Here is a 13,614-nt window from a genome sequence, read left to right as displayed (position 1 = left end):
TGTGGGGGGCTCTCAGGAGCTGTCGGGCTCTCTGGATCTCTCGGGATGTCCGGGGATCTTCACGGTTCGGCAGTTACGGGGCGGTGTTGCCCGGCCCTGTGTAGCCGGAGCTGAAGCAGGCTTTGATGGCCTGCTCGCTCTGCGTGCGGCCGGCGAAGTCCAGACGTGAGGCGGTCTTGTCATCCGGTGGCGTGTTGGGGTCGTCGTCGAACCAGATCGACCACCAGTAGACGCCGGTCATCCGGCGCTCCTGGACCACCTGGCAGGCGGCCTTGTACCAGTTGGCCTGCACTGTCGGGTTGACGGTCCGGCGGGCGTAGAAGTCGCCGGGTGCGTGGTAGGCGCCGTCCATGGCGCCGATGCCGGCCTCGGAGAGGGTGATATGGGGCAGGGCGCCGGTGGACTTCCTGTCCAGCCACTCGTTCCAGCCCTTGACCAGCCGGCTCACCGGCGCGGTGTCCGGCACCTTGACCGGGAAGTAGGCATCGATGCCGAGGTGGTTGACCGGGATGTTGATGCGGCCGGTCACGTACTTGTCCCAGTTGGCGTCGTAGGCGACCTCGCCGGAGAAGGACTTCTCCGCGGAGGCGACCAGCGAGTCCCAGCCGGAGTCGCCCTCCATCGAGGTCAGTTCGGTGCCGATGACGAAAGTGTTCGCCTTCTCGTCCTGGGCGACCTTGAGGTACGGGGCGAGGAAGGTCTGGTAGGAGCGGAACCAGGCGGAGCGGGAGGCGGGCTCGATGTTGCCGCGCCAGCCGGTCGGCGGGTTCAGGGAGGCCTCGTCCATGACAGGGCGGATCGTCGTGCGGAAGCCGGCGTCCTCGAAGACCTTCAAGACACGCCGGACGCGTTCCGGGGACGGCGTCCCGGGTCCGGTCTTCGTCACATCGGACGTACGGCCCTCGGTGTAGAAGGGGAAGGAGAGCGACACCGAGTTGGCGCCCAGGCCGACGAGGTACGTGGCCTGCTTCTGGGCCTGCGCCTCGATGAACGCGTCGGAACGCTTCTGTTTCTCCTCCTCCCAGTAGATCTGTACGCCCCACTGGGCCGCGCCCGGCTTCCAGGGCTTCGCCACTTTGAGGGCGTCGGCGGTGGACGGCACGGAGCTCTTCGGGGTGCCGGCCGTCGGGGCGCCGGAGCCGGACTCCGGGGAGTCGCCGACGACGATCTTCGGAAGGACCGAGCCCGACTCCCAGCGCACCGGGTGGTTGCCGAGGAGGAAGGGGGTGCCCAGCACGAGGCTGAGGACGGTCACCGGGAAGATGGCGAGCAGGGGCAGCCGGGAACGTGAACGCTTCATCATCAGTCTGTGTGTCCGAGGGAGGTCAGGCGGGCTTGGCGATCACGACGAACTTGTTCTCCTCGCGCCGGACGAACTTCAGGAAGCCCTTGAAGCCGCCGACGCCCTCCAGCACGGAGAAGACGGGGATGAGCGCGACCACGACGATCGGCTCCCACCACTTGCGCCGGCCACTGACCGACGCGAGCGCGTTCAGCCGCAGTCCCTCCCAGTAGGTCCAGATGACGTAGGCGAAGTTGAGGGCCCACAGGATGACGATCGACTGCGTGGCCGGCGAGGTGTTCAGGTCGCCGACCAGCAGGCCGATGCACAGCACTGCGACGATGTGCTGGAGCGGGCCGAGGATCCAGGTGGCCACGCAGATCGAGAGGAACCAGCGGTAGCGCCAGGGGACGGCCTTGTTGAAGCAGAGGGCGACCAGGCCCCAGGCCCAGCGCTCGCGCTGCTTGACGAAGTCGGCCGAGTTAGCGGGGGAGGCGCCGTAGCAGCGTCCGTTGAACCAGTCGCTGCGGCCCGGGTACTTGCGGCAGAAGGTCAGCGCGAGACGGGCGTCCTCGACGATCTCCTTGGGACCGAAGTCCCAGCCGATTGTGGCCTCGATGGAGGCTCGCAGCACCAGCAGCTCGCCGTGCACGCCGGCCGCCGGGGTGCCGAGGCCGGTGAGCGCCCGGAAGCGGGCGATGTCGTCGGCGGGGCGCACCGCGTCGGCGAGCCAGGTGAAGAGGTTGACCCCGTTCTCGCGTGGATACGTGAGGATGCCCTGGGCCATGTGCTTGGCCTCGTCGGGGTGGGCACGGCGCTGCCGGTTGATGAACTGGGCCAGCGACGAGGCGGTGTCCGGGCCGACTCCGGTGTCGTCGTCCATGTGCAGCACCCAGACGTGGTCGAGCGCCTCGCCCTCGTCGATGCGCAGCTCATGGGCGTAGTGGTTGGCGCGGGCCTTGAAGCGGGTGCCGTTGGCGGGGACGTAGGCCTTGGGCACCGTCACCACCCGGATCAGTCGATGCGAGTCGGCGAGTCGGTCGATGGTTTCTGCCGCCTCGCAGCCCTCCTCGGTCAGGACGTCGACCCGCATGTAGGGGAACCATTCCGGCAGGTGCTCGACATAGGAGAGGACCGAGCGCTCCAGCGCCGGGTAGGTGTCGTGCCGGCCGATGGTCGGCACCAGGACGATGAGGAAGTCCTCGTCGACGCGAGCGGGCGGGGTCATCTCGTTCAGGCGCCGCACTCGGCGGCGGATGAGCAGGGCTCCCTGGATGCCGACAAGCACACCGACCACCGGCAGGGACCAGACGACGGTGAGCGCCCAGCTCAGGGGCGAGGAGCTCGGCCGGTAGGACCACAGACCGAACGCGACGAGCATGACGAACGGCAGCAAGAAGGGCAGGATGCCCGGCCTCCAGGCAGCGGTGCGTTGCGCCAGCTTGGCATTGTGCCGCGCATGCGGCGCACCCCCGTCAACCAGTGTTGATGCCATGACGACTGCGAAGCTCCAGTGAGATCAGTGGACGCGTCGAGGCAACAGCGATCCCGCCATGTCATGCACACTGGTGCACCCCATGGCATTCTCATCAAGTTCCTGCCCCCAACGCCTTCTTCGGTGGTTCGGCCACGCGCCGCTCAGATGCCCTCCCCAGGCGCCCGAACCACTGGCCGAACAGATAGCTGATCCTTACACATAAGTGCGAGGTGAGGGGGAAGCGTGAAAGCTTTCGTTCAGAACTTAACTGAATCGTCACTTGCCGATTGATCTCCAGTCGGCGGCGGTGATCACCTGGGAGGAGCCGTAGGTCTGCTTCACATCGGCCGCGGTGTTCTTGTGGCGGGGCTCGGAGACGTTGTCGTACGTCAGCGCCTGCCCCCAGACCGTCCACAGCACCCACGGCGTCCGGGTCAGGGTCCGGGGCTGGTGCGCGTTGAGCGGCACATGGAAGGACTCGGCAACGATCCGCGGCCTCACGTATTCCTCCAGGCCGCGGTACCAGACCTCGGTCCACCCGCCGTCGCCGAACGGCTGAGCCGGGCTCCCGCTGTAGTCGTCAACGCCTACGACGTCCACGTAGCCACCGCCCGGGAAGTAGGCCTTCGGCGGTCGGCCGTAAGCGCCGTCCCAGGAGTTGGGAGACCACACAAAGACCAGGTTGTGCAGGCCGCGCCGGCCCACCAGGAAGTCGTACGTCAGCCGCCACAGCCTCTGGTACGCGGCCGGGTCCTGCCCCGCCCACCAGAAGCCGCGCCCGGGCACCGTGTTCATCTCGTGGTACGGCCGCAGCAGCACCGGAACGTCCCGCCCTGCCAGATAGCCCAGGTGGTCCGCGAGATACCCGAGGTCGTGCAGCAGAGCCCCGTGCTCGGCGGTGCCCTCGGTGACCACCCGGCCGAACCAGCCAGGGTCCCGCGCGGCTGGTGAGTTGCGGCGCAGCGTCTGCGCGAAGCCCTTGACCGGGCTGCCCGGGTAGGGCTGGTGGAAGGAGAACCCGACCAGGCCCGCCGGGGCGCCGCCGTTGTGCGGCAGGGCGACCTCGGTACCGGAGGAGCAGTCCATGTGGGTGCCCGAGGGACGGTACGAGCCGTCAGCCGGCCGGGGCAGACCCGCCCACACGCCGACCGCGAGGTCCACGGCGTCCTCCACGTACCCCCACTGGGGGCGGCAGCTCGGCCAGGCGCGGGAGTAGGAGCGGGGCTCGCCCACGGCCCAGCCCGGACGCTCGTAGCCGGGACCCAGATCGAACTCCACGAAGGCGGGCAGGCGGCCGGTGATGTCCTGGGCCTTGCGGTAGTAGTAGCCGGGCTGCTTGGTGCCCTTGTAGTCGCCGTACCCAGCGTTGTACCGCTCGTTGTGCAACTCCACGTGCTGCCCGATCACGGTCTGGCCCGGCCGGCCCCGCCGCGCGTCGTTCTCCAGCCCGGCCAGCAGCGCGTACACCCGCCGCGCCGCGTCAGTTGCGTCGGGATCGCGGTGGCGCAGATCCGTGGGGACGGCCTGCGGCGCACGCCCGTCCTCGCCGGCCACTCGGTTCAGGGCCCAAAGGGCCGCGGGCGCTCCTACCGCGACGCCGGCCGCGGCCCCCAGCACCTGGACCCGCCCTCGCATCCGCATTGGTCCCCCTGGGTCCGGTGACAAAGGGGGAGCGTCTCACAACCAGACGGCAGGCCGATGTGAGGGCCGTAGCGCATCCGCACGAGGGCGATCCTGGGGAGGGCATGGCTGACCTGGCAGTCGCCACCGAGGTTGAGGGGATGGGGGTTTACTGACTTCGGCGTCGTAGCGTCAGTCCGGTCTGTCGAGAGCGAGGCCCGTCCCGGCGAGGAATCCCGCCAAGGATGGCGTGCCGGTCTGCAGTGCCTTGAGTCGTCTGCGGAGCAGAGTTTCGAGGTTGCTGAGGGTGCGGGCGGCCAGGTTGGCCAGGCTCCGTTTGATGTGCGCCCACATGCCCTCGACTGGATTGAGCTCGGGCGCGTATCCGGGCAGCAGCACCACCGTGAGCCACTTGCGTTCCGCCACGAACGCCTGCATCGCCTTGGAGACGTGGGTGTTGAGCCGGTCCCACACCACGATCAGCGGGGCTTTGAGCAGGTGGTGGGCGCCATCCAGCAGGTGGATGTAGTCGCTCTCGCCGAGCGAGCGGCGCTCGTCCTTGCGGCCGGTGTGCCGGCGTAGCCGGTAGTACAGGCGGGCAGGCAGCCCGGGCCGGTAGCACAGCAGCCCGGCCACCGACAGGCGGCCACGGCTGCGCCCGGGAACGCGTACCGTCGGGGTGATCCCGCGTCGGCCCTAGGTGCGGCCCTTGGGCGGCCGGCCGGTCACGCCCGCTTCGTCCTCGAAGCAGACGAACGCGCCGGTCGCCGCCCGGAGGGTTTTACCTCCTGCCAGGTCGCCTCCCGCCATGCGGTGATCGCGTCCTCGTCGCGCTCGGCGGCGGGGCGGGCGGGCATCTGCACGCTGAGCCCATCCGGTGCAGCAGCCGGGTGACGCCGGAGACGCTGTAGGAGATGTGGAACTTCCGCCCGATCAGCGTGCGCACCCGGGCGGCGGTCCACACCTGGTCGTCCGCCCAGCCGTGTGCAGCCGGTCCTTCGTCCAGCCAGGCAGTGAGTCGGGCCTGAAGGTGGGGGCCGAGCCGGCAGTCGTAGCCCGGGGCCCCCTTGGAACGCAGGGCCTCCCGCCCGCCCGCCTTCCAGGCACGGCGCCACTGGTAGACGGACTTCTCGCTCACCCGTAACTCCCGGGCGATGCACGGGACTTCCACACGCTCCTCGAAGAGGTCGACGGCCCGCATCCGTACCCCTTCGCGGCGCTTGCGCTGCTCGGCGGTTAGCCCGCCCCCATCTGCGTACCGCATACCTCCGGGGTACCAGCCAAGGCGCACGCCGTCACCAGGTCCGACGAAGACCCAGACCCTACGACGCCGAAGTCAGTAACACCTGGAACAGCAGTTCGGCGCCGCGTCGGTTGAGTTCCATGTAGCCGAGTTCGTCGATCGCGAGGAGGTCGACGCGGCCGTAGCGGGCGATGGTCTTGGTTAGCTGGCGTTCGTCCGCGGCCTCGACAGTTCGTTGACGAGCTTGGTGGCGAGCACGTAGCGGACCCGGAAGCCGGCCATGGCGGCCTCGGTGCCCAGCGCGATCAGCAGGTGTGACTTGCCGGTGCCGGAGTCCCCGATCAGGCAGAGCGGCTCACCCTTCTTGATCCACTCGCAGGAGGCGAGGGTGTGGATGGTGGCCGGATCGATGTTGGAATTGGCGTCGAAGTCGAAGTCCCGCAGGGACTTCTGGCGGGGGAAGCCGGCCGCCTTGATCCGTCGCTCGGAGCGTCGGCGTGCCCGGTCGTCGCACTCGGCTATCAGCAGCTCGGCGAGAAAGCCCCGGTAGGTCATCTGCTCACGGGCGGCCGCAGCGGCGACGTCGGGAAACTGCGCCCGGATCGTGGGCAGCCGCAGCATCCGGCAGGCACTGTCGATGGCGGCGTCGGCGGCCTGCTCGGTCAGGCCCCGGTGGCGTTGAGCGGTCACGGCACTTCTCCCTTGGGACGGTCGGTGGCGGGCCGGTGTCGCAGCAGAGCGTCGTAGGCGGCCAGCGACGGCAGCGGCCGGGTGTCGGCGGGCAGGCGGGCCAGCCTGCGGGCGGTCAGCGAGGCCACCGGGGACGGCTCCGGCTCGTCTGACGGCTGCTGGGCGGCAGGCGGGTGGTCGGCGGCCTTGCGGGCCTCCAGCGCGACCGCGTCCGCGGTCAGGGCGCCGACCTGCAAGGCAGCAGCGACGCCGGCCACGACGTGCTCGTGGGCCATGTGCCGGTGCAGCAATAAGACCTCGATCAGCGTGCGTGTCCCGGCGGCGTCGCCGTGCGCTTTGCGTACCGCCTCCCACCAGGCATCGTGCACCGGCGTGAACCGGCCAGCAGCGCGGGCCTGGTCCAAGGCGGTCGCTCCGGGCAGAGCACCAGGCTTGCGCAGCAGGGCCTCCAGGTAGTGATCAAGTTCAAGGCGGACCCCGCCCCTTGGCGACCAGACGCTCGTGCCGGGCGACCTCGGTGCGGCCGTCGTAGATGACCACTTCGGAGGCGTGCAGCAGGACCCTCACCTGCCGCCCGATCAGCCGCACCGGCACCGAGTAGCGGTTGGTGCGGACGCTGACCTGTTCTCTGAACTTGGCGGTGAGGAGGCTCCGCGAACTCAGTCGTCTCCGTGATCAAGAAAGAGCTGGGCCAATCTGGGAAGACGGGAATACATCTCCGAGGCGTCGTCGAAATCGAAGCTCTCGCCCATATCAGCTGGCCCGTGGTCCGCTCGGGGTCCGCAGAACTCGTCGTAGTCGTCGTAGAAAGTGCAGTCGTCCTCGTCGCCGTTGATGCGCTCGTAGGCGTGGGAAGCCGCGTAGTTGACCGTCTCGTTGAACAGCGCCTCGTCGCTCCCTGCGGCCGCCGCAGCGATGACGTCCGGATGCTGGGCGAGAACATCGGGTGCAGTAGCGGCCCGGTCGTACCACTCTCGGCCCTGGGCGATGAGCCCGGCGCGGAAGTCCATGAAGGCGTCGTCGGAGCAGCCTCCACCGATCAGATAGCCGGCAGCCCACACGTCCCAGCGGTAGATCGCCCCGTGGAGCTGATCGAAGCACTGCTGGTATTCGAGGATCGTCTGCTTCGAGGTCGCCGCGAGCCGCTCGACCAGGGCCGATGCGAACGCTTGGCCCGGGTCTCCGGAGGTTGAAGCGGCGTCGGTGCGTGCCGTTTCGATGACGGTCCAGAATTCGTCGATGTTCATGGCCGCACCCTCTCACCTGGCTCTGACAGCCGGCTCCGGGGTCAGGTCGTGTGACCTGGGCGGTGTGCGGTGGCAGCCCGTTCATGATGGCGTCGGTGATGAAGATCCTTCGGAAGTCGTGCGGCGTGCAGTGCAGTGGTGTGCCGTCGGCGTCGACGAGCCCGGTCCGCGTCAGGGCTTGGTCGAGCAGAGTGGAGATGCGTTCGCGGCCGATCCGGTGCGGTTCGGCGCCGATACGGTGCTGGAACAGCAACGGGGCCGGGGCCATCCAGACCAGCTCGTGGTAGTCACGGGCGCGGATCAGCGGCACTGTGCCGTCGGCGCCTCGGATTCGGCAGATGATCGTCGACAGCACGTCGGCCAGTTCCGGGCCGACGACCAGGAGTCGTTCGACGTCGGTCTTGGACGGGGCGATCTGCAGCAGCGGCACGATCTCGCCGGTGGTGGGGAGCCGGTATTGGACCAGGCTGTGGTGGCTGAGCTCCAGCATCTCCTCGATGCGGATTCCGGTCAGCCGCAGCACTTCGATGATCGCCCAGGCCCAGAAGGCGTGGTTCTCCTCGCGGTTGGGGAGCCGCTGTCGGCCTGTGACCGGATCCGTGGCCCAGATGTTTTCCGGTGTGGCGTGGGGGCGATGTGTGCGGATCAGGGTCTGGCCGAAGGCGTTGAACTCCTGGCCGGGTTGAGCCTGGCGGCCGGCGGCCAGGAGCATCTCGGCTTCTTTGCGGTGCTGGTAGATAGAGCGCACGAGGGCCGGCAGGATCGGCAGCCGCTCGCGGGTCCGGGCGTCCATCCGGGCCTTGCGGCGTCGGGTGGCTTTGCGCCGGTCCAGGTCGTGCTGGCTCACCGGGCTGGGCGCGACCCACGGTCCCCAGCGGGCGGGGTCCTCCAGTGCCCACTGCGCGAGATCCAGATAGAAGGCGCGGACCGTTGCCAGAGTGTCGTGGTAGTTGAGACGTTCGACCGTCACCTCGATCCGCTGCCCGTCCCCGGCTGTGATCTTCTTGGTTCTGGTCTGCAGGCGCTGCTTCCAGGCCGTCGCCGTAGCCGGGTCCAGGCGCAGTGAGGCGATGCCGGGGTGGTGCTGTTCCAGGTCCGTCCAGAAGCTCTTGGCCAGGTGATAGACCTCGCCGCGCAGCGTGGAGTAGTCGAGGGAGGGCTGCCGCTCCTTGAGGTAGTCCACCAGCAGGTCGCGGACCGGGCGGCAGGCGATCGGGTAGCGATCGACGAGTTCCTCGACAGCCAGCTGGCCGTTGCTTGTGATCTCCCGCAGCGTCGGGACGCCGGGGCCGAAAACCCCCAGCTCTCGCAGCACCCGGAACGCGGCTGAGCCCAGGCGCCGTTCTCCGCGCAGGGAGTACTCGACGTCCAGGGACTCCAGCAGGTCGCCGACGGTGATGTCGGCCATCGTCCCGCCTTTGGCCGCGATGATCACTGCGAGGCGGAACACGATGTGCTCACGCGCGTCGTCGGTGATCCCGGGGTCCTGGCGGCAGAACCGGTCGACGCGGTCGAAGCCTGCGGTGTCGCGGGACCAGATCATGTTCCGGGCGACCTTGCGCTTCTTTCCTCCGGTGAAGAGCCAGGCCAGCGAGGGGCGTACCACGTCGGCCCCAACCAAGATGATCAGCGCGCTGGTCATGGTCTCAAGCCCTGTCCGCGAGTACTTGCCCTGCCGCTGCAGCCAGCAGGCCGGTCCATCGGCCCAACGCTCGCCGGCAGCGTCCGCGCCACTGGCCAGCCATCGCTCCTGCCAGTTGTGACCGGGCTGCTCTTGCAGCCACTCCAGCAGCAGCATGAGCCCGCGGCGGCGGAAATTGTGGCTGCGCGGCGTCTCCGTGCGGGGAGACGCCGCCGCCCACAGCTTAAGTACCTGCTCAGTCGGCTGTCTGGTGGCCGGCCAGTCATCAGGCACCGGCCGAGCCGGGTAGCGGTCACCGATCGCTTCCGCCGAGGTCGACGCGTTGACGGTCCCGGTTGCAGCACATTTTCACCACTTCGGGAGGCACCCCGGTCGGAGTCTGTTCGATGTTCACGAGAATGGGCAGCGCAACTGTGAAGTGTCGGGGCGCAAGATCAGATGCCTGCTGCCTCTGCGAGCATGCTCCCGTGACGACCACACCTGATCAGCATCCCGATGAGGCCACACTCGACTTCTTGCGGTCCGCTTTCGTGCCCGAGTGGCGGGAGCCTGCGCTGGGCTATGAAGGCGTTGCGAGGTGGGAGGCCGAGAACCGGGTAACGCTTCCGGAGCCGTACCGGACCTTCGTCACCGAGATCAGCAACGGCTGCAGCCTCGGTCCTGCCGAAGACGGCGGCCTCCAGCCGCTGGGGTGGCTGCCGGCGAGCTGGCCGGATCTGGGGCCTCGGCAGCCGGCAGATCCCTTTCCTCTGGAGGCGGCCTGGCCATGGGAGGACGACGAGACCGTCGATCCAGACGATCCGCGCATCGATGCCGTGTTCACCCGCGGATCGGTCGTCCTCGGCTCCGAGGACAGTCAGTCGTTCTGGCTGCTGTTGACTGCGGGATCTCACCGCGGTGAGGTCTGGATGGTGTCTGACGTCGGTGCGAGCCCGGTGCCCGGAGCTGAGGCATGGGGCTTCGCTGAGTGGGTGCAGCGCTGGCACTCGGGCGAAAGCTGGTGGACCTGAGCACGGCCCCAGGCGCCCGCCGAGACTCGCGAGCAGTTCGACTTTGGTGAGTCGCTCAAGTGCCTCCCGAAGTGGTGAACATCTGCTGTCCGTTCCCGTGCACAGAGCCACGCTGCCGTGCCAGCGCACTGACCAGGACATCAGCCTGGATCCACCGATGGAGTAGCCACCTTGCGTGCATCGCCGGGCCCCCAGTCATCAGGGATTTAGTGAGCGTTTGATTCGCTTGTCAGATGGTTGATGGTGATTTCCGGAGGTCAGACACGAGCATTAACCCGCGTGTTCCGCCGGAAAAATGGCTTCTGTCGCAAATAGTGGGCCAGTTATGCGCCGGTTCCCACACAAGAACTCCTGTCTCATTTAGAAATCCACCGGTTCACACGAGAATGAGAATGCACGCCCCGGTGCCACCGACACCCCCGCACACGCCCTGCTCAGGCCGACCGCCACCGCATAACCAGGCATCATGCAGCCCTCACGGCGCTACCCCAGCGACCTGTCCGACGCCCGCTGGGAACTCATCCGCCCCACCCTCGAAGCCTGGCGCCAGGCCCGCGACGGCATCCGCAAGCCAACCCACGACCTGCGCGCCCTGATGAACGCCATCCTCTACGTCGACCGCACCGGCATCGCCTGGCGCTACCTGCCCCACGACTTCCCGCCCCACCAGACCGTCTACGGGTACTTCGCCCTCTGGGAAGCCGACGGCATTTTCGACCAGCTCACCGGCCTGTTACGCGGCAAAGTCCGCCAGAGCGAGGGCCGCTCCAGCGAGCCCAGCGCCTGCCTGATCGACAGCCAGAGCATCAAGACCTCCGCCACCGTCCACCTGGCCAGCCAAGGCATCGACCCCGCCAAGAGAATCATCGGCTGCAAGCGGCACATCGTCACCGACACGCTCGGCCTCCTGCTGGCCGTGGCCGTCACCGCCGCCAGCGTCCACGACTCCGCCGCCGGCACGAACTCCTGACTCAAGTCCGCGATCGCCACCCCACCATCACCAAAGCCTGGGCCGACAACGGCTACAAAACCAAAGCCGTGGAACAAGCCGCCCACCTCGGCATCGACCTCGAAATCGCCCAATGCGACCCCACCACCCGCGGCTTCCACGTCCAGCCCCGCCGCTGGGTCATCGAACGCACCTCGGCCGGCTCATGCACCGCCGCCGCCCCGCCCGCGACTACGAAACCCACCCACACCGATCAGCAGCCATGATCCAACTGGCCGCCATCAACCTCGTGACCCGCCGCCTCACCCACGAAGCCACCACCAACTGGCGTGACACCTAAGCAAATGAAACAGACAACCGAGAATCAAACGCTCACTAACACCGCTTGCGTCCGCCGCCCCGATCGGCGTGGTGATCAATGCCATCTCGACTGTCACCGGCGCCCACGGCCTGTGGGAGAGGGACGGCGGTGTGGAGTACAGCGTCTGCATCGCCGTCGTCGCGCTCGCATCGCCGCCATCGGACCGGGCCGACTGGCCATCGACCGGTTCTTCCCGTGGCGCAGGGGCGGCTGGGCCGAAGCCGCCTTCGCCCGCGGGCTCGGGGGCATCGCTGCCGCGAACACGCTGACCCTGTGAGGCGTCTCGCGGCGGGGGCCGTGGCGCCTCGGGGTGGTTGTTCGGTCAGCCCCCAGGGTCAGGACCCGCTCGCGTTCGACGGACCGAAGAACTCGATCTCGGCGATGGACACCTGCTTGCTGGCAGAGGTCTGGTACGCGGACTCGATGGTGAAGCGGACCGCGGTGACCATGCCGACGCGGAAGGCGCGGCGTTGGCCGCCCGCGCCCTGGTCGAGGGTGAGTTCGCGGGTCGTGGTCTTGCCGTCGGCCGTGGTGACGCGGGCCTCGACGCGGTGCGGGAGCGCCGACTTGGAGAGCTGGTCGGCGCGGGTCGACACCCCCGGCGTGATGATCAGGTCCAGCAGCCGGGTCGGCTGGTCGAAGCGGGCCTCGATCCACTGGCCCTGGCCGGACTCCGACACCCCCGGCCCCCACCAGGTGTTGTTCAGCTTGTCGAAGGCCAGCTGGGGGTTGTGGCCCGGGTAGGAGCGGGACGCGGTGACACGGTCCGGGGCGACCGGGGCTCGCTTGGCGAAGTGGTCCTTGGCCGCCTGGACGCCCTGAGGGATGTTGACGGCCAGCAGGATCAGGAGCGTCAGTACGAGTGCCGCGCCCAGCCAGGTGAGTACGCGGTCGAAGGCACGGCGCAGCCGGGGGCGGTCGCCCGCCCACGGGGCCTCCCGGTTGCCGGGGCCGATGAGGCGCCGCCACCAGGGCAGGCGGTCCGGGGTCTCTCCCTGCCCGGCCATCGGCATCGCGCACCGGGTGCAGTAGTGGCGGTCGGGCCGGTTCCGCGTCGAGCACCAGGGGCAGGGGATTCCGCCGTCCGCGCCGAGTTCCTCACCCGGTGCCCGTACGACCTGCGGGCGCTGCGCCACCGGTCGGCCGGGCAGGACCGGGGCGACGGAGGGGGCCGCCGTGGGGCGGGGCTCCGGGTCGGTGACGGGGACGAGGAGCTGGCGGGCGCGGTCGGTCATGCCGTCCGGGGTTCCGGGGGCCGGTGCGGCGGCGGGGACCGGTTCGGTGGGGGCGGTGTCGCCGACGGATGGTGCGGCGGCAGGCATCGGGACGGTGGCGGAGGCGGCGGGCGTCGGGACGGTGGCGGCGGGCGCGGCGGCCGGGGTGTCGGGCGCGGCGGCGGAGGTGTGGGGCGCGGCGGCGGTTTCGGGCGCGTCCCCGCTCTCGTCGGCTGGCTGGGACGGCGAGGCCGCGCCGAGTTGGTCCTGCCGGGTGGGTGCCAGGCCCGCACCGCCGTCCGGGCGGGACAAGGCGTCCCAGCCGGGTTCGGTACCGTCGGGGCCGGCCGCCACGGTGGCGGTGGCGTTGGCGGCGGGGGCCGCAGTCGCGGGCGGTCCGTCCGGACCGGCGTCGGCGGTCCCGCCGGAGGCGGCTCCCGCCTCTTCGGGCCGGCTCGGCGAGCCGTTCGCGCCGAAACCCGTCGGGCCGTCGCCGGAGGGGCCGGCGGAAGTCCCGGCCGAGGGCCCCGCCGCCCGGGCAGCCGCCGCGCTCGAAGTCCCGGTCGGTGTCCCGGCCGAGGGCCCCGCCGCCCGGGCAGCCGCCGCGCCTGAAGTCCCGGTCGATGTGCCGGCCGAGGGCCCCGCCGCTCGGGCAGCCGCCGCGCTCGAAGTCCCGGTCGGTGTCCCGGCCGAGGGCCCCGCCGCCCGGGCAGCCGCCGCGCCCGAAGTCCCGCCCGCATTCCCGGTCGCTGTACCGGCCGATGTCCCGGCGTCCCCGGAACCCCCGCCCGAGGCATCCGACGCCTTAGCGGTCCCGGACGCTCCGGCCGAGGTCCTCGCCCCCGCTTCCGCTCGGTCCGTCCAGCTCAGCACCGCCCC

8 protein-coding genes and 4 pseudogenes are annotated in these 13,614 nt (G+C 69.4%); 2 read left to right on the top strand and 10 right to left on the bottom strand.

What is annotated here, in order from left to right; all coding sequences use genetic code 11:
* Positions 1-73 precede the first annotated feature (73 nt).
* From ASC56_RS31080 to ASC56_RS42245, 9 genes and pseudogenes are all read right to left on the bottom strand, one after another.
* A complete protein-coding gene (locus ASC56_RS31080) occupies positions 74-1,303 on the bottom strand; it encodes a hypothetical protein (RefSeq protein WP_234377123.1) in 1,230 nt (409 codons plus the stop codon).
* A 22-nt stretch (positions 1,304-1,325) separates the two neighbouring features.
* On the bottom strand, positions 1,326-2,678 hold the full coding sequence (locus tag ASC56_RS31075; RefSeq protein WP_234377122.1) for a glycosyltransferase family 2 protein: 1,353 nt from the start codon (positions 2,676-2,678) through the stop codon (positions 1,326-1,328).
* 357 nt (positions 2,679-3,035) lie between these two features.
* The gene (locus ASC56_RS31070; RefSeq protein ID WP_159039733.1) at positions 3,036-4,394 is read right to left on the bottom strand and encodes a glycosyl hydrolase; all 1,359 of its coding nucleotides are present in this window, start codon (positions 4,392-4,394) and stop codon (positions 3,036-3,038) included.
* Positions 4,395-4,571: 177 nt separating this feature from the next.
* The gene (locus ASC56_RS31065; protein ID WP_055494927.1) at positions 4,572-5,015 is read right to left on the bottom strand and encodes a transposase; all 444 of its coding nucleotides are present in this window, start codon (positions 5,013-5,015) and stop codon (positions 4,572-4,574) included.
* A 145-nt stretch (positions 5,016-5,160) separates the two neighbouring features.
* Positions 5,161-5,643: a winged helix-turn-helix domain-containing protein gene (locus tag ASC56_RS31060; protein WP_371330314.1), complete on the bottom strand. Its 483-nt coding sequence runs from the start codon at positions 5,641-5,643 to the stop codon at positions 5,161-5,163.
* A 76-nt stretch (positions 5,644-5,719) separates the two neighbouring features.
* Positions 5,720-6,312: pseudogene (locus ASC56_RS31055) on the bottom strand (ATP-binding protein); the annotation flags it as partial.
* Positions 6,309-6,933 (bottom strand): annotated as a pseudogene (locus tag ASC56_RS31050) (IS21 family transposase); the annotation flags it as partial. The pseudogenes ASC56_RS31050 and ASC56_RS31055, both read right to left, overlap by 4 nt.
* Positions 6,934-6,971: 38 nt before the next feature.
* On the bottom strand, positions 6,972-7,559 hold the full coding sequence (locus ASC56_RS31045) for a DUF4240 domain-containing protein (RefSeq protein WP_055494926.1): 588 nt from the start codon (positions 7,557-7,559) through the stop codon (positions 6,972-6,974).
* A gap of 67 nt (positions 7,560-7,626) precedes the next feature.
* A pseudogene (locus tag ASC56_RS42245) lies at positions 7,627-8,271 on the bottom strand (tyrosine-type recombinase/integrase); the annotation flags it as partial.
* Between the two features lie 1,397 nt (positions 8,272-9,668).
* Between ASC56_RS42245 and ASC56_RS31025 the strand changes: the two are divergent.
* Positions 9,669-10,211 carry an SMI1/KNR4 family protein gene (locus tag ASC56_RS31025; protein ID WP_055494922.1) on the top strand — a complete coding sequence of 181 codons (543 nt, stop codon included), beginning with the start codon at positions 9,669-9,671 and terminating at the stop codon, positions 10,209-10,211.
* A 466-nt stretch (positions 10,212-10,677) separates the two neighbouring features.
* A pseudogene (locus ASC56_RS31020) lies at positions 10,678-11,500 on the top strand (IS5 family transposase).
* 356 nt (positions 11,501-11,856) lie between these two features.
* On the opposite strand, the gene ASC56_RS31015 reads toward ASC56_RS31020, so the two are convergent.
* Positions 11,857-13,089 (bottom strand): zinc ribbon domain-containing protein, encoded by a 1,233-nt coding sequence (locus tag ASC56_RS31015; protein ID WP_234377121.1) that lies wholly within the window; start codon positions 13,087-13,089, stop codon positions 11,857-11,859.
* Between the last annotated feature and the right edge of the window lie 525 nt (positions 13,090-13,614).

It is taken from the genome of Streptomyces sp. TP-A0356 (assembly GCF_001417775.1).
In the GTDB taxonomy this organism is placed as follows: Bacteria; Actinomycetota; Actinomycetes; order Streptomycetales; family Streptomycetaceae; genus Streptomyces.
Note: the sequence above shows the minus strand (reverse complement) of the source record. Positions and strands in the feature narration are given on the sequence as shown.